Origin of the sequence: Flavobacterium sp. (genome assembly GCF_017744675.1) — a bacterium.
In the GTDB taxonomy this organism is placed as follows: Bacteria; Bacteroidota; Bacteroidia; order Flavobacteriales; family Flavobacteriaceae; genus Flavobacterium.
In genome coordinates this window covers 277460-303567 of record NZ_JAGIAV010000002.1, presented here as the reverse complement: position 1 = coordinate 303567, position 26108 = coordinate 277460, and the positions used below count along the sequence as shown (strand labels likewise).

The following is a 26108-nucleotide window of genomic DNA, read 5'->3' as shown; positions in this document are numbered from 1 at the left end:
AATTAATATTGTTCATTAGCATTAGGAAAGTCACTTGACTTAACATCTGCTGCATATTGACCAATTGCTTTAGTCATTTCTTCATAAAGATTTAAGTAGCGGCGTAAGAAACGCGGACTAAATTCATTATTCATTCCTAGCATGTCATGAATTACTAAAACTTGACCGTCAACACCGCCTCCAGCTCCAATTCCGATTACAGGAATAGAAATGCTGTCTGCTACTTTTTTAGCCAATGCCGCTGGAATTTTTTCCAAAACAACTGCAAAACAGCCTACTTTTTCAAGCATTTGAGCATCTTCAATTAATTTTTCTGCCTCTTCTTCTTCTTTTGCACGAACACTGTAGGTTCCGAATTTGTAGATAGATTGAGGAGTTAAACCTAAATGTCCCATTACAGGAATTCCAGCATTTAATATTTTTTTGATTGATTCCTTAATTTCTTTTCCACCTTCTAATTTTACTGCATGTCCGCCGCTTTCTTTCATGATTCTGATAGAAGAGCGTAAAGCTTCTTTTGGATCAGATTGGTAACTTCCAAAAGGCAAGTCAACTACAACCAAACCTCTTTCTACAGCGCGAACTACAGAAGAAGCATGGTAAATCATCTGATCTAAAGTAATAGGAAGAGTCGTTTCGTGACCTGCCATTACGTTTGATGCCGAATCACCAACCAAAATTACATCAACACCTGCAGTGTCAACAATTTTCGCCATTGTATAATCATACGCAGTCAGCATAGAGATTTTTTCTCCATTGCTTTTCATTTCAATTAATGACTTTGTTGTGATTCTTTTATAATCTTTTTTTGCTACTGACATTTTCTTGTTTTTTTGATATTGTAAAAGTATTGAATAATTGTAGAATGGGGATCAGCAATAATAGAATATTTCGACAGAATATAGTTTTCCGTCTTTAAATTCTAATCGGAATTGTCCGTCTTCTAAGTTTAGTGAGTAATGATGTGGAGCTTTTAGAGAAGCCTCAATATAAGTTCCATATTTTTCAATAAAGTCTTTTTCAGTTAGTTTATGATCAAAAACGGCTTTTGAATTGAGGATAAATTTGTTGTTTTCGTTTAAAAAGATTTTTACAATTTCAACCAGATTTTTGTTTTCGTCTACAGAGACTTCTAGATCGGAATAATAATAAAAATTATCACTTAAATAAATGCCACAATCGTCTTCCATAGTTTTCTTTTTTAAAGGCTGACTATACAGTTTTAAAAGCTCACTTAGTGGAAGATTGAATGTTTTGGTTTTGACTCCTTTCAATAAAAATTCTGCTTTTTTAGAAATGGCTGTAATTTCATCAAAAGTTTTTTGTTGTCCTAGTTTCTTAGCTAAAAGTTGATTTAATTCTGTTTCAGAAATTAATTTTTCATCATTAATCTGTCTCGCAACATCAGAATAACGCTCGTAAGCTGGTATTAATTTTTTGTAACCACTATTCCAAGCAAGTTCTACAATTCGTTCGCTTAGTGTTTTTCTTTCATTTATTTTTGAAATATCCAGTTTGTCAAATTCACTGATTAATTTATCAAAATCAGGTCGTTGCCCAATATATTTTCTTTGTACAAATTTGTTATAATCATCTCCAAATGTACCGCTGATATTAACCCATTCATCTTGGTTTTTAGGGTAATAATTGACAGGAATAGGATCTCCGGTAAATAAAATTTCTCTGATTTTTGAAGTTTTATCAGGCATTGCACGTGCTTTTAAACCTGCAACTAAAACAAATAAATGCGGGCTACCATAATAACTGTCACCACTTTCAATGATTGGGTTTTCTTTATCTTTTGTTTTTATATCAGATGAATTGAGCGTTTCTGCAATATATTTTGTCTCGACATAACCTTCAGAAAAATTATCAGATTGTATTTTATACCATCCGTTTTCATTTTTGGATAGTAATTTTACAGATGCTCCATATTTAAAATAGCCCAGAAAATCAGATGATTTACTCTTAGAAGTAAATAACCTTGTGTCCGATTTTATATAGTATATTTCTTGAGAGTGTAGTAAAAAAGAAGAGTAAAAAGCTAACAAAAAGTAAAGTTTTTTCATGAATATCTTTTAAATTTTTTAGCCACAAATTCCGCAAATTAGTACTCATTTATATAAAAATAATTCGTGACAATTTGTGGAATTCGTGGCAGACTTAAATTTTAGCAATCCGCCATATTTACGGCAACTGCAAGACCTCCTTCAGAAGTTTCTTTGTATTTTGAGTTCATATCTTTTGCTGTTTCCCACATCGTGTTAATCACTTTGTCTAAAGGAACTTTAGCATTTTTAGAATCGGTTTCTAAAGCCAGCTCAGCAGCATTTATTGCTTTGATGGCGCCCATTGTATTTCTTTCGATACACGGAATCTGAACCAAACCGCCAATAGGATCGCAGGTTAAACCTAAATGATGTTCCATCGCAATTTCAGCCGCCATAAGAACTTGAGCAGGAGTTCCGCCCATTAATTCGCATAAAGCTCCGGCTGCCATCGCAGAAGAAACGCCAATTTCGGCTTGACATCCGCCCATTGCTGCAGAAATGGTAGAACCTTTTTTGAAGATACTTCCAATTTCGCCTGCCACCATCAAAAACTGTTTGATTTCTTTTTCGCCTGCATTGTGGTTTTCAATTACCATATAATACATTAAAACAGCAGGAATTACACCCGAACTTCCGTTTGTTGGAGCAGTAACTACGCGGCCTAGAGAAGCATTTACTTCATTCACGGCAAGTGCAAAACAGCTTACCCATTTTAAGATTTGGCGGAATTTAACTTCTGTTTTTCTAATTTCTTCCAACCAGCTTTGCGGATCGGTATAATTAGATAATCCAATTAAGTTTTGGTGCATATCAAAAGCTCTTCTGCGTACATGAAGTCCGCCAGGAAGAATTCCTTCAGAATGACAGCCAATGTACATGCATTCGAGCATTGTATTCCAAATACGCATGAGTTCAGAATGCACTTCGGCTTCTGGACGCATCGAAATTTCATTTTCGTATACAATTTCAGAAATCGATTTGTTTTCGGTAATCGTATAATTCAGCAATTCAGCAGCGTTTTGAATCGGGTAAGGAAAGGCACATTTTATAACTTCCTTCAATTTGGCATTGGTGCGTTCTTCTTTAACTACAAATCCTCCTCCGATAGAATAAAAAGTAGATTCATATTCTGAATCGTCAGATTTGTAAGCCGTAAATTTCAATCCATTTGCATGAAACGGTAGAAAGTCTTTATTGAAAACAATGTCTTGAAGAAAAAAGAACGGAATCACTTTTTGGTTGCCCAAATTGATTTCGTTTGTAGTTTCGATTTTTTTAATAATTCCTGCTATATCTTCTACAGGAATATATTCAGGATCTTGTCCGCTCAATCCAAGCATTACAGCAAGATCTGTTGCGTGGCCTTTTCCAGTTAAAGAAAGTGAGCCATACAAATCGACTTTTACCCTTGTGATATCGTCTAAAATCGCTTCGTCTTTCAACTCTTCCAGAAAGCGTTCTGCCGCTCGCCACGGACCTAAAGTATGTGAGCTTGAAGGGCCAACGCCAATTTTAAGCATATCAAAAACAGAGATACATTCTTCCATTGTTCAATTTTTGTTAAGACAAAGATAATCGAATAATGCAATGATGATTTCTTTTTTACTGTTAATCTTGCGTATTTGTTAAAAAAAATATTAAAATTTAATAATTCGGCAACGAAATAAATTTAAAACCTTAATATGCAGTTTCCGTAAAAAGTTAGCGTTTTTTCGGTATTTTTGTAGAAGAACGAGTTTACTGCTTGATTCTTTAATATTAATACTTCATTGGATTTTGTTTTAATTCTGAAAACGTCTTTTTACAAATATTAATGCCACAATAAGATAAGTTACCATATGATAGAATTTTTCAGACATCTATTACAAGAATTCGAATTACCTTTAAGCAATCCTGTATTAATTTTTTCATTAATACTTTTCATAATTCTGCTTTCGCCGATTTTACTTAAAAAAATTAATATTCCAGGCATTATCGGACTTATTATTTCGGGTGTTATTATTGGGCCTCACGGATTAAATATTCTGGCAAAAAACTCCGCAGTCGATTTGTTTTCGACAATCGGACTGTTGTATATCATGTTTATTGCAGGACTAGAATTGGATATGAATGAGTTTAAAGCCAATCGAAATAAGAGTTTGCTCTTTGGTTTTTTTACCTTTATTCTGCCGCTTTCAATAGGATTTCCAGTTTGTTTTTACTTGCTCAAATACGATTTTAATGCTAGCTTTTTAACAGCTAGTATGTTTGCAACGCATACATTGGTGGCTTACCCGATCGTTAGTAAATTAGGAATTGCCAAAAACCAAGCGGTTGCCATTACCGTTGGTGGAACTATTTTGACCGATACTGCGGTTTTGATTATTCTGGCGGTAATTATGGGAAGCAGTCAAGGAAATCTAAATCAAGCATTTTGGGTTAAACTGATTGTTTCATTAGCGATTTTTTCTGCGATCATGTTTATGATTATTCCGCGTGTTGCCAAATGGTTTTTTAAGAAACTGGAAAGCGAGAAACACGCTCATTATATCTTTGTGCTTTCTGTGGTTTTCTTCGCCGCCTTTTTGGCCGAAGTAGCAGGAGTAGAGCCTATTATTGGGGCATTCGTTGCAGGTTTGGCATTAAATCCGCTAATTCCGCATTCTTCTGCTTTGATGAATAGAATTGAGTTTATTGGAAACGCCTTATTTATTCCGTTTTTCTTAATTTCTGTGGGAATGCTCGTTGATGTTAGCGTTATTTTAAGCGGACCAACGGCTTTGATTGTTGCAGGAACTTTGAGTGTTGTGGCAATATTCGGAAAATGGATTGCGGCATTTTTTACTCAAATTGTTTTTAAATATACCAGAACCGAAAGACAGCTTATTTTTGGGTTGAGCAGTGCGCATGCCGCTGCAACTCTAGCCGTAATTTTGGTTGGTTTTAAAGCTAAAATCTTAGATGAAAATATCTTAAACGGAACCATTATCTTAATATTAATTACGTGTATCGTAGCTTCTTTTGCAACAGAAAAAGCGGCAAAGAAAATTGCTATTTGCGAAGAAGAAATCTCGCATGAAGATACTGAAAGAGATCAGATTTTAGACGAGCATATTTTAATTCCGTTGGCAAAATCGTCTGCTGCAGTGAGTTTGTTGGATTTTGCACTTTTAATAAAGGATAAAAAATCATCTAATCCTGTAACTTTATTAACGATTGTTCCGAACAATAATCAGGCAGAAAAGAATATTTTAAAATACAGAAAAGCAGTCGATAAATTTGTAATTCAAGGATCGGCTTCAGAAGTAAAGATTAATACCATTGCCAGAATCGACCATAATCCAGCAAGCGGAATTGCCAGAACATCAAAAGAAATCATGTCTGATATCGTGATTGTTGGATGGCCTAGAAAAACAGGATTTTTAGATAAAATCTTTGGAGAAAATGTAGATTCGATCATCAACAATGTAGATAAAACTTTGTTTATCTGCAGGTTTCAAAAGAATTTTATTGAAGAAAAAAGACTAGTTTTTATTTGCCCGCCTTTTTCAGAAAGAGGGATTGGATTTCATTTATTGATGCAGAAAGTTAGCCGTTTAGCACAAGAATTAAGTATTCCGATTGTGATTTATGGCGAAGAAAAAACGCATCAAGCTATTCAGCAGATTGCAGGAAATCTAAAATTGAACAGTAAATTCGGATTCAAAAATGTTTCAGATTGGGAAGATTTTGAAACGATTTCAGACGAGATAAAACCTACTGATCTGATAGTGGTTAATTTGTCTCGAAAAGGTTCTGTTTCGTACCAATCGATCTTTGATAAATTGCCAACGAAATTTGAAAAAAACTTCGGCAGCAATAATGTGATGCTTGTTTATCCGCAAGATGATAGAAAAGAAAGCGCAATGGATGCTTACGAAGATTTTACCGCATCGCCTTTAGCAAAAGGTATAGAGGCTATAGAACAAATCGGACGTGGTTTGGGAAGTATTTTGAAGAAAAGCTAAATCTCGTTTCATGAAAATTTCAAATATTTTGACTGTTTTTGCTGTCGCGTTTATTTTTACGAGCTGTAATAAAGTTAAAGTAGAAAGTCAAAATTTAAATGCTGTTCGCAATGATAGTATTGCAAAACCTATAAAAAAAGAATTGCCCGAGAATTTTGATGAATTCAATATAAAATTCCATTCTGATTCTCTTTTTCAAGTTTCAAGAGTTGATTTTCCGATTGAAGGAAAACATATTGCAGGTTTTGAGCAATATAATTGGACGCGAAAGAACTGGCAATTTCAAGCCGTTCCTGTTGCCGAAAAATCTGAAATTGAAGAATATCAGCATTCATTGGTAAAAACAGATACTTTAATAACCGAAAGATTTTGGATTCCAAATAGTGGTTTTGAAGTAGAAAGGCAATTTAAACTCATTCATAATAAGTGGTTTTTAATTTATTATAACGACATAAATTTATAGTAGATGGAGATTTTATTTGAGATTTTAAAGAAGTACGATTTTCCTAAAAGAGAAATGGCACCGTCAATCCGAATTGGAGATATTCAGGAACATTTAAAATATGATCTTCCTGAAGATTATGTTTTTTATCTCGAAAATTATCATGGAATAGATCAATTTATTGGAGCTGAGTTTATAAAACTTTGGAGTCTGGAAGAAATTATTGATGCTAATTTGGAGTATCATATTTTTGAAAAACTACCGCAAACATTGGCTATAGGTACAAATGGAAGTGGAGAATTTATCGGAATTGAATTTGAAGATGACGATTCTACAAAAATTGTTCTTTCTCCTGTTGTTGGTTTGGATGCAAAATATCATGTCGTAATAGGAGATTCATTTACCGATTTTCTCGATCGACTTGATAAAGGAGTTGAATGGTTTTCGTAAACTAAAGTAATGCTATGAATCACAATGCTAAATCTATCAGACCGTTTATAGGCGCTAAAAATTTTGAAATCTCAAGAAGTTTTTATCGCGATTTAGGATTTGAAGAGTTTGTTTTAGAATCTAATTTCTCCGTTTTTAAAACAGGGGAGATCGCTTTCTATCTTCAAGATTACTACGATAAAAGTTGGATTGAAAACACCATGATTTTTCTTGAAGTCGATAATGTGGAGCGCTATTACAGCGAACTCCTAGCTTTAAATCTTCCTGAAAAGTACGAAGGGGTAAAACTAACGCCAATAAAATATCTAGATTGGGGAAGCGAATGTTTTTTGCATGATCCTTCGGGAGTTTTATGGCATTTTGGAAAGTTTAAATAAACTTTATTTGCCACGAATTTCACTAATTTACGCGAATTTATTTCACTTTGTAATTCAGTAATAATTAGTGGAAATTATTGAATTGCTTCACCTGTTCGCTATCGCTCGAGTCGTGGCAAACAAAAATCATCTCAGCCCAAAATCCCCCAAAACTCTAGTTGTACTTTTTCGCTGATACCAGTCATTGTAAACCAATTCTAGATTTTTAACATCAAATGTTCCGAAGTCAAAATCACGGAATTTCTCAGCAATTTCAATTAATTTTTTCGGATCATGAAGTTTTTCCTGAAAACGCATTATTGTAGAATGCGCTGTTGATATAGAATAACGGCTGTCGATGCTTTGCTTTAATCCTGAATTTTTGAAATTTTCGCGAAGTCTGTTTCTTAAATTATTTAAGGTTTCATCACTTGGAAATCCTTGAATCATAAGAGCAGATGGAGAAGCGGTTATACCTTTAAACTGAATTTGAATTTTCTCAACATCGACCAAACTTCTGCAAATCACTTCAATATATTCGTTTGGCGAAATCTGATTCAAAGTAAAATCTGAAGAACAAGAAATAATCGACATGACTGTAATATGAATATCCGAATCTGGATAATAATATAGTTCAGGTTCGGCTTTTTTCAATTCCTTAATAAAAGTCTCAATATTAGCTTTAATCTCATCATTTGGACGAATAAGCAACGTAATTCCAAAACGGGAATCGGAGTCATTTTTAAGTTCAGAATCGATCGAGTATTTTCCCGCCGAAATAATTTCAGAAGATGTTTTATAAAGCTGATCGTAATGTTCGGTTAAATTCATTGCGGTTTATTTCTTTTTGGCTTTTTCCAAGTTTTCTTTGACTCTAAATTTGACAATTTCAGCAATCAAATCATACGGTATTGGATCTTTGAAAGGAAATTGCACAGAGCCTTTTCCTGATTTATATTTGGAAAGTTCTGATGCAAAAGCTTTGTGTCCGCTTGGTAAGGCATAAAGTCCGATATGGTTTTTAAAAGCCGCAAAATAAACTACAATTCCGTTTTGTTCAAAAGCTGGCATCGAATAGCTGATTTTTTCTTTAGCATCAGGAGCCGCCTTCTGAATCGTCATTCTAACTTTCTCCAAAATTTCCTGAACATCGGCAGGAAATCCGCCAATATATTCGTCTATGTTTTCTGGTTTTTTTACTTCCATGATGTTTTTTTTTGTTTCAAGTTTCAGGTTTCAAGTTTGCTCTTCTTTGTGTTAATTTTTTTTACCGCAAAGTTCGCAAAGGTATTTTTATTAAGAGCCTAAGCAAAATCTACATTTTAAGTACGCAAAGCTTTATCTATACAAAGCTTTGTGAAAAAAACTTAACGTACTTTGCGTAAAACCTTTGCGTTCTTTGCGTTTAAAATTTTTATCGCAGAGTTCGCAAAGTTGTGTCCGGATAAACTTTGTAGACAAAGCTTAGCGAATTTTTCATTTTAATGATTCTCAAAAAAAACTTCGCGCTCTTTGCGTAAAACCTTTGCGTGCTTTGCGGTTAAAAAAATATTCAACGCAGTTAAATTTTCATCACGCAAGTCCCTTCGGAAAACGATCCAAAACCAAATTCAATCTTAAATTATGCTCTAAATACGCTTTTGCTCCAGCCAAAACCAAAGTAAAGCCTTCAGTCGAATTGCGAACCTGATCTATAATTTTATCGGTGTCGCCATGAAAGCCAGAATTGGTGATGCTTACAAAAGTTTCGTTTTCGTTCAACGGACTAAAAACCCATTCTACCAATGTAATTTCGTCCGGATTTCCCCATTCAATAACAATTTTTTTATTTTCTTGAATGACAAGTGTCTTAACCGAAAGTGAGAAGCCATACATTTCCCAAGTCCACTCGGTTTTTTGATCTTCTTCTAATTTCCCCGAACCTTTTGTAAACCAAAATTTACTTGTAATCTGAGGGTCAATAAAAGCTTGAAAAACTTCAGAAACAGGTTTTCGAATCAGCATTTCGGCCTTTGCATATTTATTGTTTTCTGTTTTCATTTTGTTTGAAGTTAATAAGTTAGAGGTAAGAGAGTAAATGTAAATATAACTCTAAATTTTGTATTGAGCTTTTAAGTTCTGAGTTATAACTTTTTTTTATCAATCCATTTTCCGACAGTCGGCGCTGTGTAATTTCGCATTTGATTTAATAAATCATCAATAGAATCGCTAACCAAAAGCATTTTTTGATTGACTTCTTTCAGCAAACCCTTTTCTGTCATGGTTTGCAGTAATTCTATCAGTGCGTCATAATAGCCATTTACGTTTAGAATAGCAATTGGTTTTTTATGCAATCCTAATTGCGCCCATGTGAGCATTTCGAAAAGCTCTTCAAGAGTTCCAAAACCTCCTGGAAGCGCGATCACGCCATCGCATAAATCGTTCATTTTAGTTTTTCTTTCATGCATGCTTTTGACCAAAATCAATTCGGTTAAGCCTAAATGCGCAATTTCTTTCGATCTTAAAAAATTAGGAAGTACACCAATTACTTTACCGCCAGCATTTAAAGCTCCGTCAGCAACAGCACCCATTAACCCCACATTTGCACCGCCATAAACTAATTCTATATTTTGCTCAGCAAGGGTTTTGCCCAAAGTAATGGCTTGTTCTTCGTAAATTTTTTCGGTGCCATAACTTGATGCACAGAAAACGGTTATTCTTTTCATTACTTTTTTTGTTTTTAGTGAAATGTAAGATGTAAAATGTAAAATGTGATTCTTGTGTTACTTTTTACATTTTTACATTTTACATCTTACTTCTTTTTCAATTCATATTCAAAATAAGGCACTTCAAGACCATTGATGTTAAACATAAGCTCATTGACCTTTTCTGCTCCGAGTTTTAAAACGGCTTTTTGCGAACGGAAATTTTCTGATCCGACATGAAAAAGCACCGAGTCAACGTGCTGAAATGCATAATCAATCATTAACTTTTTGTTTGCTTTATTGTACGGACCGCCCCAATATTTTCGTGTAATAAAAGTATAGCCAATTCCAACGTTCGATTTTTCTGGATTGTAGTCGTAAAAACTCGTTGTACCCATTACTTCACCTGTTTGCTTATCGAGAATTAAGAACGGATTTTTAGTAAGTATCAAATCAAAATAAGTTTTAAAGGCTTCTCTTTCATGTCGATCCTTAACTGGATTTTGTTCCCAAATTAAAGGATCTGAAGCGGCTTCAAATAAGGCTTCAAAATGTTTTTCTTCTAATGGAATTAACCTTGAGATTTCGTTTTCTAAGAAATCCGGCTGTAAATTGAAGTTTGATATTTGCATTTTTTTGTGGTTTTATAGTTTTGTTTGATAGTAATCTTAAATTCGTTTAATCTGCACGCAAGAAACATGTTCCATCTTAATTTCTTTTCCTGTTTTTTTCAATAATCCTGTTTTGGAATCTCTTTTAAAAACGACAACATTTCCCGTTTCTACATTTGAAGCTACTAAAAATTTCCCGCTTTCATCAATAGCAAAAATCCTCGGATGTTTTCCTAAAGTAGATTGGTAGCCAATGTTTTTCAATAATCCGTTTTCATCGATAGCGAAAATGGCAATATTATTTTCTTTTCCTCGGTTTGTGGCATACATAAATTTTCCATCTGGAGAAATATGGATGTCAGAGCTTTCAAAACCTTCTTTTATTTTATCTGGGTGTGTGGCAATGCGCTGCATTTTATTCAAAACACCATTTTCATAATGGTAAACGCTTATTTGTCCCGCCATTTCTTCAATACAATATCCCCATTTTTGATTGGGATGAAAAGTAAAATGTCTTGGGCCAGCTTCTAAATCAGTTTTGGTAAACGGATTTTGAGTTGCTTCCAATGGTTTTTTCAGATTTTCATTAAAAGCATAACAGCGTATTTTATCTGCTCCTAAATCGGGTAAGAACAAATAATCGCATTGCGGAGAAAATACAGCAGAATGCACATGAGATTTAGTTTGCCTTTCTTTGTTTACGCTGCCATCTGAATATTGAAAATTCTGCGCAATCGAATCGATTTTACCGTTTTCTAAAAGCGGATAAACCGAGACGCTTCCTTCTGTATAATTGGCATTGGCCAGCCATTTTCCGTTTTTATGCACGCTCACATAAACAGGGTTTTCGCCACCGCTTCGCTGACTATTTAAAAAAGTCAATGTTTTGGCTGACGGATTAAATTCAAAACTGCTCACGCTTCCTGCATTTGGCGTTTTGGTATCGGTACAGGCATAAACATATTTTCCGTTTGGAGAAACGGTCAAATACGACGGATTCACAATGTTTTTAGCCGAAGTAAATTTGGTCAGTTTTCCGCTTATGGTATCCAATTGATAAACCTGAATTGCTTCAGCTGTTTTATCACGATTGTATGATCCTAAAAAGACATAAGTGTTTTGAGAAAAAATGTTGGATGTTACGAGAAAAACAACGATAAAAAGGTTAGTTTTTAAGTTCAATTTTTTATGTTTTTGATATTGTTATGAGTAAAGAGGGAATCTAAAACCAAATACAGGAAGCTCTCCTTGCATAAAGTCTAAGATTTCATCTCTTTTAAATCCGATATTTTCATACATGCGCCAAGCTGTTTTCATTGCCAAGGTAGAATGAATAATGATTTGTTTTCTTTTAGTTTCTTTTGCTTTTCTGATGCATTCCAAAGTTAAAAGCCTGCCAATTCCTTTGCCTCGTACATTAGAATCAACTCCAAGCAGACGAAATCCGGCCGAATCTTTTTCCTGAGTTGCGGTTCCCCCAGAGCCATAATATTGCATATCATTAAAATAAACTACAGCTCCAACTATTTTAGTATTGTCAAGCGCAACTAAAAGTTCTGTTTCTGGATATTGGGTGAAAGCGCCAATATTGGCTAGCATTTTATAATAATTAGGTTGTTCATCTTCTTTAGGAAAACCTTCCAAGGCTGAATAAACGCGAATTAAAAGTTTTCCAATTTCCTCAAATTCTGACGGATCAGCATTTCGTATTATATATTCTGAAGTATTCATTTTTTGATTGGAGATTTAATTTATGATTTTCCACCATGCTGAAAATTCTTGTTTTTCATTTTTCAGCTCGACTGCTTCGCCAATCATTGGTGTAATTAATGGAATCGGATTCTCAGACAAACTATTCAATTCGGTTACTTTTTTCAAAGGCTCGTCCCAAGCGTGAAGCGATAATGAAAATTTAGAAGAATGCACTGGAAATACTCTTTTTGTTTTCAAGTCTTTCATAGCTTTTATGACATCTTCTGGTAAATTATGAATATATTTCCAACTCTCATTATATTGTCCATTATCGATTAAAGCAACATCAAACGGACCGTATTTTTCGCCAATTTCTGCATAATGTTTGTCGTAACCGCTATCTCCGCCCAGATACATTTTAAAATCTCTGCTTTCTAAAACAAAAGAAGTCCAAAGCGTATTACATCTTTTAAAGCCTCTACCCGAAAAATGCCTTGACGGAGCGGTATGAATAGTTAGATTTTCATCTAATGGAATGGTGTAGTACCAATCTTTTTCGATAATTTTTTCTGCTGGAAATCCCCAGAATTCTAAATGCGAACCTACACCAAGCGCCGTAATTATCTGCTTTGTTTTAGGTTTTAGTTTTAAAAAGGTTTCATAATCCAAATGATCGTAGTGATCGTGCGTAATCAGCAAATAGTCAATTTCTGGAAAATCATCGACCGTGTAAATATCAGTTCCTTTAAACGATTTTGTTGTTCCTGGAATAGGAGAGGCGTTTCCGCTAAAAACAGGATCAATTAAAAATCGTTTTCCTTCCAACTGAATAAAATAAGAAGAATGCCCGAACCAAACCAAAATATCTTGATCTAAAGGGAGTTCTTTCAAATTGGTTTTTACAGAAGGAATCAGATCTGTTGGAGTTTTTCTTTCTACTTTTTTAAAGAAAAAATCATATAAAACTTTAGAGTAACTCGCACCTTCTGCTAAATCTGGCGTAAAGCTCTGGTTTTCGAATTTTCCGTTTTTATATTGCGGTGAATTCTGAATTAAAGTCAATCTTTCGCCAGACGGCGCTTTTCCAAATTTAGGATGCTGTAGAAAAAAGTAAACGGCAATAACTAGTATAAATAATAGAATTAGGAATGTAATCATTTTATTTTGAAGGATATAAATTTTGTAAGTAAGAAACAGAAAGAGAAATCATTTGTTTTAAAATGTCGATATTAATATCAGAAAGCTTCTTGACATAAATACAGCCTTTTCCAGCTTTGTGTTTTCCAAATTTCGATACTAATTCGTCTTTGTTTTCAAAAGTAGAACTTAGATAAAGCGAGATAGCATCTTTTCTTGGAGAAAAACCTAAAAGAGGTGCATCGCCTTCGTGTCCGCTGTCGTATTTATAATGATAACTTCCAAAACCAATAATGCTTGGTCCCCACATTTTGGGTTCAAAACCTGTTGTTTGTTGCATTATTTCGATAAGTTCAAAAGCATCTTTGCGTTTGGTTTCGTCTGCTACAGCGTTAATAAAATCAATAACGCTTTCTGCTGTTTCGGTGGTTTTATTTTTTGCCATTTTGAGAATTATTTTTCTTTACTAAATCGCTTTTGAGCAAATAGTTTTTGATTTTAAATTCGGTTGCATAAAACAAATCGGCTTCTTCTGGCATTTGGTTTTCCATTGCAATCAAACTGACATCGCTTTCTGGGAAATACAAATTTACAGAAGAAAAACCATCGCCTAATCCCGTGTGTCCGAGATATTTTACACCTTCTTCTTCAACTATTCTAATTCCGTAACCATAAGGTTGTTTTTCTTTTCCAAAGAAATTGTGCTGTGATAAAATTGTGTTTGCAGTTAATAACTGATACGATTTTGGTTTTAAAATTTTACCTTTATGCAAATTGTTATTCCAAATTGCCAAATCTGAAACGGTCGAAATAACCCCGTCTGCTCCTAAATTATCATCATTTATAAAACCTCGTTCAACTGCAGTAAGTACATTTTTATTGCTGTAATATCCAGTAGCTAAATTTTGAGTTTTATTTTTAGCATAACAAAAAGTATGATTCATTTTTAATTTTGTAAAAAGTGATTCAGCTACTTCTGTATAACTTTTTTTCGTGGCAAATTCAACAATCTTACCTATTAAACTAAAGTTTAAATTGCCATATTTAAATTGTGTTCCAGGTTTAAAAGCCAATGGTTTCTGTAAATCGACAATTCCGTGCGAATGGTTTAAAAGCTGATGAACAGTAACAGAATCTGCCCAAGTTTGCGTAAGTTCAGGCAAGTATTTTTTAATTGGAGCATTCAAATCGACTTTTCCTTTTTCTACTTCCAATAAAAGCAAAACGGCAGCAATTAATTTACTGTTGGACATAATTTCAAATTGCGTATCTATTTTTAAAGGTTTTTTGGTTTCGAAATTCGAAAAGCCTTCTGCTTTAGAATACAGTGTTTTTCCGTTTTGAGAAATTAAAACCGTACCATTAAATTTAGGATTTGAATTTTGAATTATACTATCAATACTTTTTTTGAGATTGTTTTTTTGCTGTGCTGAAGATTGGCAACTGGTTAAGATTACTAGCAGTAATAAGGAAATTTTGGTGATGAAGTTCATTTTGGTTATGGTGAGTTTTTTTGTTTCAAGTTTCAGGTTTCAAGTTTCACGTTTCAGGAATAACTTGTAACTTTTAACTTGAAACCTGAAACAAAAATTTAATTTAAAACATTCCGTTTTCATTAATAGAATCTTTTGGAACGGGCTGGCCTAGATCCCAGAGTTCGATGATTTTATCGTCCTTAAACTTTAAAATATGAACTACTGCAAAACCAATATCTTCTGAGTTTTGTTTTAAATGAGAATGTACAGCAACGAATTTATCATCTTCTAAAATATGGTGGATTTTGAAAATTTTATTCGGATTGGTTCTAGCAGATTCTTCCATGGCCAGCATTAAAGTGTCTGCATCGCCTTTGAAGTAGGCGTTGTGGTGTTTGAAATTCTTTCCGACATACAATCGAAAACCTTCGTGAGGATGCCCTTTTGCTGCTAATTTCAAGAAGTTTTTAGCGATTTCTTTCTTAGTCATGATTTCTGTTTTAAAAGCAAACTAAGTTATGAAATTAAGCGCGATAAATTTTGCAGAAAAGGATTGTAAATTTATAAAATTAAAGGACTTCCGATTTTATTTTGCTAAGGTCTACGCCAAGTTTGGTAAATTCTTTTTCGCCCAATTCGGTTATATAAAAATGCTTATCGGCTGGATTGTTTTTTGCAATCCATTTTTTATCGGCAAATGTTTCCAGAAGCAATTCTCCCAATTTGCCACCAATATGTTCGTAGCATTTTTTAGCTGGTTTTATAGTTGTATCGCTCATTTTATTTTCTTTTTTACCGCAATTCTAGAAGCCAAATACGCCATAGGAATATATGCGAAAATTAAATCTACAAAACCAAACCAAATTGGCGATGGCAGTGTAAACATCGTAACAATGCCGCCAAATAAAAAGAAAGCGCCAATACCAAAAGCCAGTTTTGTTTTGTGTTTAACGGCAGCAACAGCGGTTGTCAATGCTCCTGCAAAAGTTCCTAACGCGTGAGCCAAAAATGGAAAAAGAAAATGCTTTGGCTCAAATAAATGCATCGTTGCCTTTAACCCCTCGGTAGTGGTAACATCTGCACCATTTGGAGCGGGAATTATGGAACTGCTTAGTAAAATGATGCTCATATTGACAATGCTGCCAATAACAAGTCCTGCAATTACAGCCAAAGTATTTCTTAAAAATGGATTCATATTTTTCGCTTTTAACTAACGAATTTATGAAAAATAAAGCAATTAGTTAAATGATTGCCTGAATTCTAAAGGTGAAGTGTTTGTTTTGGTTTTGAATAATTTACTGAACGATTGCTGATGCTCAAAACCGAGTTCGAATGCAATTTCGCTGATGGATAGAGTAGTGGTCGAAAGCATTTCTTTGGCTTTTTCAATCAGTTTATTGTGAATGTGCTGTTGCGTGCTTTGACCCGTATGCGATTTTAATAGTGCGCTTAGATAGTTGGGAGAAACGTTTAAGTTTTCGGCTATAAATTGCACTGTTGGAAGTCCTTTCTTTTTTAAGGAATCATTAGTAAAATAATCATCAAGCAATTTTTCTAAACGTGCTAAAATCTGATGGTTGCTTATTTTTCTGGTAATAAATTGTCTATTATAGAATCTCTCGGCATAAGTGAGAAACAAGTCGATTTGGGCAATAATGACGTCTTGGCTAAATTTATCAATATTAGATTGGTATTCCTGCTGAATATTTTTAATAATATCAATTAGCATATTTTCTTCTTTATCAGAAAGATGGAGCGCTTCATTTACGGCATAGCCAAAATAATCATATTGTTTGATTTTTTGCGCAAGCGGTGTATTCCAAAGAAAATCAGGATGGATCAATAATGACCATCCTGTATGTTGCATTTCGGCATTTCCTTCAATAGAAAAAACTTGTCCTGGCGAAAGAAAAAGTAAAACCCCTTCTTTAAAATCATATACCTGCTGGCCATAACGCATTTTTGCATTGGCATTTCTTTTTAAAGCAATCGAATAAAAATCAAGTATCAGGCTTTTGGGTTCTTCGGCATTAAGATATTTCAAATTTTCAAAATTGTAAACGCTCACCAAAGGATGTTCTGGTTTGGGCAAATTTCTAAAATCATGAAATTCGCTTATTGTTTTAAATCGGAGAGGTTGTAAATTGGCCATAGTACAAGATACTTAATTTTGATTGAAAATAGCAGTAAATTCTTTTGCATAATCTGCCAGTTTTGTTTTTCCTAAAATCGCAGGACGATTTTGATTGTAATCTTCAGCAAGCAAACCATTGTAAAGCGCTGCGTACATTTCTACCAAACCGTGCGCAATTTTTGGCTGCATGCCAACAGCTATTAATCCATTTAGAGTTTCCTCGTCGCTAATTAATGTCCATTTTAAATCTGGATTTCCGATTGCTTCTCCCAAAATTTTGGCTGTTTGCTCTCCAGTAAGTTCTTCACTTGCTACATAACGTATTTTTCTTCCTTCATGCGGAGTAGCGAGTTCTTCTGCAATTGCTTCGGCAATATCGTTTGGTGAAACCCACGGAATCAATTGGTCGGCTCCATAATTTGCAGCAATAAAACCTTGATTTTTAACCATCGGAATATACGCTAGTAAATTGTAGTAAAAAGAAGTTGGACGCATAAATGTAATCGAAACGCCTGAAAGTTTATTCAAAACGGCTTCGATTTCATTATAACGCTGAATAATTCCAGAACCTTCTTCTAAATGTGCGCCAATACTACTTAGGAAAACGACACGCTTTACGCCAGATTTTTCGATAGCTTCTGCATAATTATTTCCAATTGTACGGGTAAAAGTGTCTAAATCAAGATTCGGGTCAAAATAGTTTGCACGCGGAATCATGCAGTAAACGGCATCTGCACCTGTAAATGTTTCAGTTAAAAATTTAACATCATTTATAGAACCAATTGCAGCTTCAGCTCCGAGATTTTCAATTTCAGATTTTCTTTCGCTACTGCTTGCAATCACAGTAATTTGATGTCCTTCTTTTAATAAAGCTTTTGCTAAAGGTTTGCTAATGTTCCCTAGAGAACCTGTAATTATAATTTTCATAATACTATTATTTTAATGATACAAAGTTGGGCATCATTAACGAAATAGATTTAGCCAAATCTATGATAGATGTAGCCTAAAATAATAGTAGTACCCGTTGGGTGAAACTATTTTTAACACATAGAAACATAGTCTTTAAGTGATTAATTAAGACGTTTCACTTCAAATATTACACATATCACTATGTGTTAAAGCTTACTTTTTCTATAATCTTAAGCAGAAGCAATAAAAAGCTATGTTTATATATGTTTAAATTGAATTTTGTTCCATTTCACCCAACGGGTAATAGTATTATGAAAATGTGATTTTATCTTTCAGATAATTTTCTTTCTGTTTCTAGCTGAGGTTTTCCAGTAGCATTTGGTTGTCCTTTACCAGTTTCAATTAGTTTTTTTAAACTGTTTTCAATGTAATTGGTCCAGCCTGCTTTACAGACATCAAAACACTCGTATTCTGGCACCAAACCAACATGGGTAAAAGTGAGTTTTGTTTTGTTGTTTTCTTTCGAAATATCAAAAACAGCTTTGGTATTAGTCCATTCGGTATCGTCTTTGGTAAAGCTGAAATAATTTTCTTCGATCAGCCAAACGATTTTCTGATTCGGAATTACTTCAATCAGTTTTATTTTACAGCGGTGAACCTCTTCGTAATGATATTTAAATTCGTCACCTTGATTGGCTGTTTTTCCTTCAATTTCTTCAGACCACCAGCCGCGAACATTTTGTATGGCTTTAAAAACTTCTTCTGGTGATTGATCGAAAGTTATAGTTGTGGTAAAATCTTGAGCACTCATAATGAATTGATTTTTAAATTAGTAAGGTAAAATTACAATCTAAAAAACAATTATTTAAGGTGTTTAAAAGACAATTTTGAGGTGTGTTTCGGACATGAGGAAATTTTAGATTTTAGATTTGGAATTTGGAATTTGGAATTTTCGAGTTAAAGTAGTGTTTTAATTTTTTCTGGAATTTTATTAATGAGTTCAAAGTGTTTTGCCATTACATTTTCCAGTTCCAAAGTTCCTCCGAGAATAATCATTTCTTTGTGGATAAAACGCTTTCCAAGTCGATCTTCGAGCATGATTTTTTCCATGCTTTGAGCGATTTCAATTTCATCTAAAAAAGAATTAGGATGACCTGCTGTACAAATTACAATGCCATACGGAATGGTTTTCATTTTTCTCGAAGTTTCGTTTTGTCCATAGGCATATCCTACCGAGTATACACGGTCAAACCAGCCTTTTAGTTTTGCAGGGCAATCGCTCCACCAAACAGGATAGAGGAAAATAATGCAGTCTGCTTTTTCTATTTTTTCTTGCTCTGCCAAAACATCTGCCCGAATAGGAAGGTGCGTTTTGGCAAAACCTTCTCGCTCGTATTCTTCCTCAGACATATCGCTGACAAAATTTGAAGCATACAAATCGGAGATTTCTACATTCCAGTTTTCATTGTTCAAGACCAGTTTTAATCTTTCTAGAACCTGAAAAGTGTACGATTTTTTGCTTGGGTGAGCGTAAACGATTAGAATATTCATTTCCAGACTTTTTAGAGTTAAAATTGGCAATCTGATTTGTACGAAATTACAAATTATACTGAAACAAAATTATTCTTCAGAAAATTCTAAAATGTCACCAGGCTGACAATCTAAAACTTTGCAGATGGCTTCGAGCGTGCTGAAACGAATTGCTTTTGCTTTACCTGTTTTTAAAATGGAAAGATTTGATAAGGTTAGATCTACTTTTTCTGAAAGTTCGTTTAATGACATTTTTCTCTTTGCCATCATGACATCTAAATTTACTATAATGGGCATAATTTTTTGTTTAAATAGTTAAGTCAATTTCAGATTGAATTTCGATTCCTCTTTTAAAAATCTGTCCTACAACAAACATGATAATTGCCATAAAAACCCAAATGCTGTGACCTTCTAAATTAAGTGATTCTAAAGAAGGAAGCTTCACGCCATTAACAATTAGCCACTTATTGAATTTGAAAGCCCAGAAAGAAAACAACCCAATTCCGAAAGCGAGATAGGAAAGATAAGATATAAAGCGTCCCATTTCGGCTGTAAAAGGTTGTTCCATATTTAATTTTTTCTCGTGCAGCATTTTTACAATTAAGTAAAACATAATTGATTTTAATATTGCTACAATACTGATAAAGGATATTTCTTGAATGTAATAAGTAGGACTGTAATTGTACAAATCTAGTAAATCAAGAAAGCGGGCATTGTATGAATTTATCGTCATGGTATAAATCCCATTAAAAAGATACATTCCGGCTTCTACGCATAAGCCAATAAAAATAATCCAGGATAAAACATTCAGAATTTTTAGGATTTGCGGTGTTCCAATTTTAATTTCCATTGTAATTGAGATTAAAGTTATGCTGCTAAAATAATAAAAATTTATTGATAAATAATAAATAAATGCTTTTTATCAAAAAAAAACTCCAGCTATAAGATTTGCTGGAGTTGCTTTTTTCTGTATTTGGAAATGTATTATTTGAGTGCCTTTCTTTCGTTTTCGAGCATTTTTTCGATATTGAAATAAATGCCGTCTACTTTATAAACGCCTTTTTCGAAGCTGAGATAATCACAATTATCAACAAGAGATTGTCCTTTTGATTCTATTTCAAAAAGGTTGAGCAGAATATATTCATGATCTACCATTAAGACATGAAAACCAGTTTCGCACTTTTTGCCGTCGCCCGAAGAAAGAATAACATTCATAATACTATGAAATTTAAAAGCACTAATTTTAGCTGCCGCTTCATCGCCTTTTAAATGATAAACATAAGCTAGATAATTGAGCTGACGCAAGTCAAATGGAAAGTCACTTAAAGAATTATTGGCTAGTTTGATAATCTCATCATAATCTGAAGGTTCTAGATTTTCTTTGTTGTAATAGGAGCGAAGTTTTTCGTCGTCTGGTGAGGTCCAAAAGGCATTGTATTTGGGCTGGAAAACATAACCTAAATATAAATGGCGATATTCATCATGCGTTAATAGCGTATCGTTTTTGACCAGTCTTTCCATTAATTTCGGATAAAAGAATTTCGAATTTTTATCGGTAATTTCTTTTTCGATGGCTTTATAATCTGGTGTTGTAAAGCCAGTTTCTTGGGCATTTAGCTGGAATCCGAAACAGAGAATAAGAAGAAGAACTAGTCGTTTTTGCATGATTTATATGGTTTTAGGTTGAGGTTCTGGTCTTACTAAAATACAAATTATTTTAACACAAAATCTTCTTATAAATGCAGATGCGTGAAGGATGGGAGCGGCATCTCCCGATTTAGAAAAACAAGGATTTTAGCCCGTAGTTTTTGTTAATCGGGAATATAGCGGAAAGCCTGACCCGAAAGGGCACGCCTTAATAAAACTGAAACGTATTATTCTGGACTATCAATAATCCATTTTCCTTTTTCTTTGGCAATATCAATTAATTTCTGGCCGTATTCGGTCATTAAATTTTGCTGAATCATACGTTCGGCTCTTTCAATATTGGGTTTGCTCCATTTGCTGGTTTTAGGGTTTCGATGCGAAAAAGTGAGGTAATAGCTTTCGGCGTCGCGTTTTTTGCAGAGGCTGTCAATCCATCCAAAACAAAGCGCTTCTTCTGTAGCTTCTACCAAATTAACGCTTTCGGTTTTGCTTTTTTTGTGATATAAGATTAACCAAACCGATTTTTCTGTCTGGCTGTTGGTCTCGAGCCAATTGCGCCAATCTTGTCTAGTTGGAGCATAAACTGCTAATTTTCCGTCTTTAGTTTCCATCTTTTTAGTTTTATTCGATAAAGATAAAATGCCTTTGTGACAACAGTATGTCAGTAATAAAATTAAAAATAAAATTCTGAAAATTAATTGGTTATGCTGTTATTCTATGTTTTGTGTTAGTTCAAATAAAATATAAGTTCCGTTTCCAGAATGACCTCTCGATTTTTCGACAAATCCTTTTTTTATATAAAATGCAATTGCTTTGGTATTGCTTACAAGGCATTTTAGGGTAATTGGAAATGTAGTTTTCTGTATTGCAGCTTTTAGTAATTCGGTGCCAATATTTTTTCCTTGATAAGGAGAAGCAACATAAAGATGATGAATGAAATTGTTGGACATCCAAATCGAAATAAATCCGACAGGAATATCGTCTATAAGAGCCGTTAAAATATACTCTCCCTGCGTTTGTTTGTCGAAATCTTCTAGTTTGAATTCTGATGTATCTTGATCTGTAAAGGTGCGTTGCCTTTCGGTTAAGAAAAGTTTTCTTAAAGCCTGCAAGTCGATATTTCTGAATTCTGTTATGAGTGCCATTTTATATTATGAAAGCTCGTTTTTAAAGGCGTTGAAAGTGTGAGTAAATTGTGCTACAAAATCGTTTGTGTATTTGCCAGTTGGATCTAAGTCGGGATCTAGAATAGTGATTTCTAGCCCGCTTAATTTTTTACTTTGAAACAAATAGGAGGTAAGCTCATTAAATTCGTTGTAGGTAAGTCCGTCTGGAGTTCTGCTGTCTACGCAAGGCATTATTGAATCGTTTAAAACATCAACATCAATATGAAGCCAGAATCCGTCAAGATTTTTATTTTCTATTTCTGATAGAAATGATTGAACGGTATTTTTGATTCCTTGTTTTCGTAAAGAATCAAGATTGATGTACGTTGCAGAAGATTTTATGATTTCGTTTTCGTATTCCTCATCGTATTCCCGATTGCCGACGCACCAAAGATTTTCTTCTTTTATGTAAGGCGATAAATTAAGCATGTTTGTTAACTTATCATGTCCGTTTCCAGTTACTATAGAAGCTGCCATTCCGCCTAAGCCGCCGGTTTCAGATAACGAAACATCCATAAAATCGGTATGACCATCAAGATAAAACAAACCGTAATTGCCTTTTTGTTTTAAAGCTATGGCCGATCCTAAAAGAATGCTGCAATCACCGCCTAGTATAAAAGGGAATTTATTTTGAGAAAGTAAGTTATTAATCAAAAAAGCCTCTTCTCTGGCATAATCAATCAAAGCGTTTGTATTTAGAATTTGAGTTTCGGAATCGCGGTCGCTTTTGTATTTTGGAGCATCAACTCTAATTATTTCTTTTGGATTGATGATTTTATGCAAATTATGTTTCCGAAGCCAATCAGGCAGTTTTTTTGCACCGGGTTCTTTTCCAGGCTGAGGTTCTTTTAAACCTAAATTTGATGGAAATTCAACAATGTATATTTCTTTCATAACAGGACGAATAATTGTAAAGTTATGAAAATAAAAAGGTTGTTTTTATATAATTAGATTCAAATAAAAAATCCGACTTGTTGGCACAAATCGGATTTTGATCTATTTATTATTGTAATTTTTTCATGAACTCATTTGAAGCTAGCTCTAGAGCTTTGTAATAGTCTCCTTTTTTAAGTTCTGGAATAGAATAAGTGCTGATTATTTTTTGAGTTTCTTCTTCGGTTAATTTGTATTTTATAAAATTGACGCTTATAACCTGAATTTGTCTCAATGATTTGCTGACTACGATTAATAGGGTAGGATCTAAGCGAGGATCTTTTGCTAAAAACTTGTCAATATCTAATACAAATTCTTCAAATGACTGAAATGGGGCATAAGAAGGAGTGGTGATAATAACAATTTTATAGAGATATTTTTTTTCGAATGCGTTGAGAGTAGTATTTAAAGATTGAAGTTCTTCTGGTTTTAAAACCTTTTCGAAGTCGTTAACGCAATTTGTAGATTCTGAAAAAGAGCTTTTTAGTTGAGAAGCAAAATCAATGTCTTTTTTTGTTTGGGCAGATAAAAGAACTGAAAACAACAGTACGAGCGTATAGAATAATTTTTTCATTCTGTGGCGGATTAGATTTGGTGCAGCAAAAGTAGCACATTCTTTATTTTAAACCACTGAAAAAAGATTAGTTTTGGTTTTGAAATGAAAAAATATTCATTTTGAGAAACAGCTTATTAAAGTAAAATCCGACCTGTTTTCACAAATCGGATTTTGATTTATTGTGCATGTTTTACTTCTATTTGGTTTAGGATATACTTTTCGGCAAGAGGTCCTGTTATTACTTTATTCTCATTATCTAGTTGTATTAGTTTGTTTTCTCCAACTTGGTATGATATTGTTGAGCTTTTGTCTTTTGTAATTGTGGTAATGATACTTCCGGTTTTGTCCCAAGTGAAAACTCCCGTATCAGTAAAAATATTTTCTTTCTCTTTACCTAAGTAAGTCGATTTTTTGGTAAAATTTCCATCATCAGTCAAGGTAATTTCTTCTTCTATACCTTCGCAGTCAGCACACGGAATTACTCCTTTATACACTCCTGACCAGTTTAGAGAGTTCTTAGAATTATCTTCGCTCATTACTTCAGTCTCTTGTGTATTCTTTTCTTCATTTTGTGTTTTTTTACTTTCACATCCAGTTAAGACCAAACTAAAAAGTGCAAGCGTTAAAATTTTTGTTTTCATTTTTTTGAAATTAAATTATTGATTACGTTCAGCAAAAATAATAAAAAGTAATATTTTTACTACAATTTTGTAATTTAATTTTTGAATGAAAAAAAATCCGATTTGTTTCGACAAATCGGATTTTATAAATTGAAAATTATATATAACTCCGCAAAGACATTTAAGTCTCTACATTGTATATTTTTTACAAGTGAATTACTTCGCCGTAAGCATCAGCAACAGCTTCCATAACAGCCTCGCTCATTGTTGGGTGAGGGTGGATAGATTTTAAGATTTCGTGACCAGTAGTTTCTAGTTTACGAGCTACAACTGCTTCAGCAATCATATCTGTAACACCAGCACCAATCATGTGGCATCCTAACCATTCTCCGTATTTAGCATCGAAGATTACTTTTACGAATCCGTCAGCATTTCCAGCAGCTTTTGCTTTTCCAGAAGCTGAGAATGGAAATTTACCAATTTTTAATTCGTAACCTTTCTCTTTAGCTTGTTTTTCTGTTAAACCAACAGAAGCGATTTCTGGAGTTGCATACGTACAACCAGGAACGTTTCCGTAATCGATTGGGTCAACGTGTAAACCTTTAATTTTCTCTACACAGTTAATACCTTCAGCAGAAGCAACGTGTGCCAAAGCTTGACCTGGAGTAACGTCTCCAATTGCGTAGTATCCTGGAATATTAGTTTCGTTGTAAGCGTTTACTAAGATTTTATCTCTGTCAACAGCAATACCAACTTCTTCTAATCCGATGTTTTCGATGTTTGTTTTAATTCCAACTGCAGAAAGTACGATGTCAGCTTCAAGAACTTCTTCTCCTTTTGCAGTTTTAACGAAAGCTTTAACTCCAGCACCAGTTGTGTCAATACGCTCAACAGATGAGTTGGTCATCACTTTTATTCCTGATTTTTTCAAAGAACGCTCAAATTGTTTTGAGATATCTTCGTCTTCTACAGGAACTACATTTGGCATAAATTCTACAATAGTAACATCTGTTCCCATTGAGTTGTAGAAGTGAGCAAACTCAACTCCAATTGCTCCAGAACCTACAATAATCATAGATTTTGGCTGAGTTGGCAATGTCATTGCCTGACGGTATCCAATTACTTTTACACCATCTTGAGGTAAGTTTGCCAACTCGCGAGAACGAGCACCAGTTGCGATGATAATGTGATCAGCGCTGTATTCTGTAACTTTATTGTCTTTATCAGTAACGTCAAGTTTTTTTCCTGGTTTTAGTTTTCCAAAACCTTCAATAACGTCAATTTTGTTTTTTTTCATTAAGAACTGAACTCCTTTGCTCATTCCTTCCGCAACACCACGGCTACGTTGAATAACTGCTGGGAAATCTTTATCAAATTCAGAAACTTTCAATCCGTAGTCAGAAGCGTGTTTAAGGTAATCGAAAACTTGAGCAGATTTTAAAAGCGCTTTTGTTGGGATACACCCCCAGTTAAGACAAACTCCACCAAGATTTTCTTTTTCTACTACAGCTACTTTAAAGCCTAATTGAGAAGCTCTAATCGCTGTTACATATCCTCCAGGACCACTTCCTAAAACAATAACGTCGTATTTCATTTTTTTTGCTTTTAGTATTAACTATCGAAAATGAAGTTTGTATTTCCGAAACTCATCTTTCGATTTCTTCTTTTGTTATTTGTGTTTGCGAATTTAAGGATTTATTTTATATGAACACTTTAAATTTTGTTTTTA

The 26108-nt window shown here is 33.9% G+C and carries 33 protein-coding genes; 4 read left to right on the top strand and 29 right to left on the bottom strand.

Features of this window, described 5'->3' with window-relative positions; all coding sequences use genetic code 11:
- Positions 1–2: 2 nt before the first annotated feature.
- From panB to J7574_RS06800, 3 genes are all read right to left on the bottom strand, one after another.
- Positions 3–821 carry a 3-methyl-2-oxobutanoate hydroxymethyltransferase gene (gene panB / locus J7574_RS06810; RefSeq protein ID WP_290966108.1) on the bottom strand — a complete coding sequence of 273 codons (819 nt, stop codon included), beginning with the start codon at positions 819–821 and terminating at the stop codon, positions 3–5.
- 51 nt (positions 822–872) lie between these two features.
- On the bottom strand, positions 873–2069 hold the full coding sequence (locus J7574_RS06805) for an SH3 domain-containing protein (protein ID WP_290966103.1): 1197 nt from the start codon (positions 2067–2069) through the stop codon (positions 873–875).
- Positions 2070–2170: 101 nt separating this feature from the next.
- A complete protein-coding gene (locus tag J7574_RS06800) occupies positions 2171–3598 on the bottom strand; it encodes an L-serine ammonia-lyase (RefSeq protein ID WP_290966100.1) in 1428 nt (475 codons plus the stop codon).
- A 291-nt stretch (positions 3599–3889) separates the two neighbouring features.
- Between J7574_RS06800 and J7574_RS06795 the strand changes: the two genes are divergently transcribed.
- Genes J7574_RS06795 through J7574_RS06780 form a run of 4 tightly spaced genes read left to right on the top strand, consistent with a single transcriptional unit; the run spans position 3890 to position 7306 of the window.
- A complete protein-coding gene (locus J7574_RS06795) occupies positions 3890–6037 on the top strand; it encodes a cation:proton antiporter (protein ID WP_290966098.1) in 2148 nt (715 codons plus the stop codon).
- Between the two features lie 10 nt (positions 6038–6047).
- A complete protein-coding gene (locus J7574_RS06790; RefSeq protein ID WP_290966095.1) occupies positions 6048–6500 on the top strand; it encodes a hypothetical protein in 453 nt (150 codons plus the stop codon).
- 3 nt (positions 6501–6503) lie between these two features.
- The gene (locus J7574_RS06785; protein ID WP_290966092.1) at positions 6504–6929 is read left to right on the top strand and encodes an SMI1/KNR4 family protein; all 426 of its coding nucleotides are present in this window, start codon (positions 6504–6506) and stop codon (positions 6927–6929) included.
- A gap of 14 nt (positions 6930–6943) precedes the next feature.
- Positions 6944–7306 carry a glyoxalase gene (locus J7574_RS06780; protein ID WP_290966091.1) on the top strand — a complete coding sequence of 121 codons (363 nt, stop codon included), beginning with the start codon at positions 6944–6946 and terminating at the stop codon, positions 7304–7306.
- A 126-nt stretch (positions 7307–7432) separates the two neighbouring features.
- Here the strand turns inward: J7574_RS06780 and J7574_RS06775 are convergent, their stop codons facing one another.
- The 26 genes from J7574_RS06775 to lpdA all read right to left on the bottom strand — a co-directional run bounded on the left by J7574_RS06775 (position 7433) and on the right by lpdA (position 25973).
- A complete protein-coding gene (locus J7574_RS06775; RefSeq protein WP_290966088.1) occupies positions 7433–8116 on the bottom strand; it encodes a 2'-5' RNA ligase family protein in 684 nt (227 codons plus the stop codon).
- Between the two features lie 6 nt (positions 8117–8122).
- The gene (locus J7574_RS06770) at positions 8123–8491 is read right to left on the bottom strand and encodes a DUF1801 domain-containing protein (protein ID WP_290966086.1); all 369 of its coding nucleotides are present in this window, start codon (positions 8489–8491) and stop codon (positions 8123–8125) included.
- A gap of 366 nt (positions 8492–8857) precedes the next feature.
- A complete protein-coding gene (locus J7574_RS06765; protein ID WP_290966083.1) occupies positions 8858–9325 on the bottom strand; it encodes an SRPBCC family protein in 468 nt (155 codons plus the stop codon).
- A gap of 83 nt (positions 9326–9408) precedes the next feature.
- Complete coding sequence (locus tag J7574_RS06760) at positions 9409–9990, bottom strand: TIGR00730 family Rossman fold protein (RefSeq protein ID WP_290966081.1); 582 nt, start codon at positions 9988–9990, stop codon at positions 9409–9411.
- An 86-nt stretch (positions 9991–10076) separates the two neighbouring features.
- On the bottom strand, positions 10077–10601 hold the full coding sequence (locus tag J7574_RS06755; RefSeq protein WP_290966078.1) for a GNAT family N-acetyltransferase: 525 nt from the start codon (positions 10599–10601) through the stop codon (positions 10077–10079).
- Between the two features lie 36 nt (positions 10602–10637).
- The gene (locus J7574_RS06750; protein WP_290966075.1) at positions 10638–11762 is read right to left on the bottom strand and encodes a lactonase family protein; all 1125 of its coding nucleotides are present in this window, start codon (positions 11760–11762) and stop codon (positions 10638–10640) included.
- A gap of 21 nt (positions 11763–11783) precedes the next feature.
- The gene (locus J7574_RS06745) at positions 11784–12311 is read right to left on the bottom strand and encodes a GNAT family N-acetyltransferase (protein ID WP_290966072.1); all 528 of its coding nucleotides are present in this window, start codon (positions 12309–12311) and stop codon (positions 11784–11786) included.
- Positions 12312–12326: 15 nt separating this feature from the next.
- Positions 12327–13430, bottom strand: coding sequence for an MBL fold metallo-hydrolase (locus J7574_RS06740; protein WP_290966064.1), 1104 nt, complete (start codon positions 13428–13430; stop codon positions 12327–12329).
- A 1-nt stretch (position 13431) separates the two neighbouring features.
- Positions 13432–13854: a DUF1801 domain-containing protein gene (locus J7574_RS06735; protein ID WP_290966059.1), complete on the bottom strand. Its 423-nt coding sequence runs from the start codon at positions 13852–13854 to the stop codon at positions 13432–13434.
- Positions 13841–14902, bottom strand: coding sequence for a serine hydrolase (locus tag J7574_RS06730; RefSeq protein WP_290966057.1), 1062 nt, complete (start codon positions 14900–14902; stop codon positions 13841–13843). The genes J7574_RS06735 and J7574_RS06730 overlap by 14 nt, the downstream gene beginning before the upstream one ends.
- A gap of 103 nt (positions 14903–15005) precedes the next feature.
- Positions 15006–15374 carry a nuclear transport factor 2 family protein gene (locus J7574_RS06725; RefSeq protein ID WP_290966055.1) on the bottom strand — a complete coding sequence of 123 codons (369 nt, stop codon included), beginning with the start codon at positions 15372–15374 and terminating at the stop codon, positions 15006–15008.
- Positions 15375–15453: 79 nt separating this feature from the next.
- A complete protein-coding gene (locus tag J7574_RS06720) occupies positions 15454–15663 on the bottom strand; it encodes an ArsR family transcriptional regulator (RefSeq protein WP_290966053.1) in 210 nt (69 codons plus the stop codon).
- A complete protein-coding gene (locus J7574_RS06715; protein ID WP_290966050.1) occupies positions 15660–16079 on the bottom strand; it encodes a hypothetical protein in 420 nt (139 codons plus the stop codon). Before J7574_RS06715 ends, J7574_RS06720 begins: the two co-directional genes overlap by 4 nt.
- A gap of 42 nt (positions 16080–16121) precedes the next feature.
- Positions 16122–17036 (bottom strand): AraC family transcriptional regulator, encoded by a 915-nt coding sequence (locus J7574_RS06710; protein ID WP_290966048.1) that lies wholly within the window; start codon positions 17034–17036, stop codon positions 16122–16124.
- Positions 17037–17048: 12 nt separating this feature from the next.
- On the bottom strand, positions 17049–17945 hold the full coding sequence (locus J7574_RS06705) for an SDR family oxidoreductase (protein WP_290966043.1): 897 nt from the start codon (positions 17943–17945) through the stop codon (positions 17049–17051).
- A gap of 307 nt (positions 17946–18252) precedes the next feature.
- The gene (locus J7574_RS06700; protein WP_290966041.1) at positions 18253–18738 is read right to left on the bottom strand and encodes an SRPBCC domain-containing protein; all 486 of its coding nucleotides are present in this window, start codon (positions 18736–18738) and stop codon (positions 18253–18255) included.
- A 146-nt stretch (positions 18739–18884) separates the two neighbouring features.
- Positions 18885–19478, bottom strand: coding sequence for an NAD(P)H-dependent oxidoreductase (locus J7574_RS06695; protein ID WP_290966038.1), 594 nt, complete (start codon positions 19476–19478; stop codon positions 18885–18887).
- Positions 19479–19547: 69 nt separating this feature from the next.
- Positions 19548–19754, bottom strand: coding sequence for a helix-turn-helix transcriptional regulator (locus tag J7574_RS06690; protein ID WP_057116634.1), 207 nt, complete (start codon positions 19752–19754; stop codon positions 19548–19550).
- 10 nt (positions 19755–19764) lie between these two features.
- Positions 19765–20307 carry a DUF2975 domain-containing protein gene (locus tag J7574_RS06685; protein WP_290966029.1) on the bottom strand — a complete coding sequence of 181 codons (543 nt, stop codon included), beginning with the start codon at positions 20305–20307 and terminating at the stop codon, positions 19765–19767.
- A 134-nt stretch (positions 20308–20441) separates the two neighbouring features.
- Positions 20442–21122 carry a DUF4919 domain-containing protein gene (locus tag J7574_RS06680; RefSeq protein WP_290966027.1) on the bottom strand — a complete coding sequence of 227 codons (681 nt, stop codon included), beginning with the start codon at positions 21120–21122 and terminating at the stop codon, positions 20442–20444.
- 209 nt (positions 21123–21331) lie between these two features.
- Complete coding sequence (locus J7574_RS06675; protein WP_290966024.1) at positions 21332–21715, bottom strand: hypothetical protein; 384 nt, start codon at positions 21713–21715, stop codon at positions 21332–21334.
- Between the two features lie 99 nt (positions 21716–21814).
- Complete coding sequence (locus J7574_RS06670; protein WP_290966021.1) at positions 21815–22249, bottom strand: GNAT family N-acetyltransferase; 435 nt, start codon at positions 22247–22249, stop codon at positions 21815–21817.
- Positions 22250–22255: 6 nt separating this feature from the next.
- Positions 22256–23164, bottom strand: coding sequence for an arginase family protein (locus J7574_RS06665; protein ID WP_290966018.1), 909 nt, complete (start codon positions 23162–23164; stop codon positions 22256–22258).
- 109 nt (positions 23165–23273) lie between these two features.
- Positions 23274–23777, bottom strand: a complete 504-nt coding sequence (locus J7574_RS06660; RefSeq protein WP_290966015.1) for a YgcG family protein — start codon at positions 23775–23777, stop codon at positions 23274–23276.
- A gap of 158 nt (positions 23778–23935) precedes the next feature.
- Positions 23936–24400, bottom strand: a complete 465-nt coding sequence (locus tag J7574_RS06655) for a copper resistance protein NlpE (protein ID WP_290966012.1) — start codon at positions 24398–24400, stop codon at positions 23936–23938.
- A 184-nt stretch (positions 24401–24584) separates the two neighbouring features.
- Positions 24585–25973: a dihydrolipoyl dehydrogenase gene (gene lpdA / locus J7574_RS06650; protein WP_290966010.1), complete on the bottom strand. Its 1389-nt coding sequence runs from the start codon at positions 25971–25973 to the stop codon at positions 24585–24587.
- Between the last annotated feature and the right edge of the window lie 135 nt (positions 25974–26108).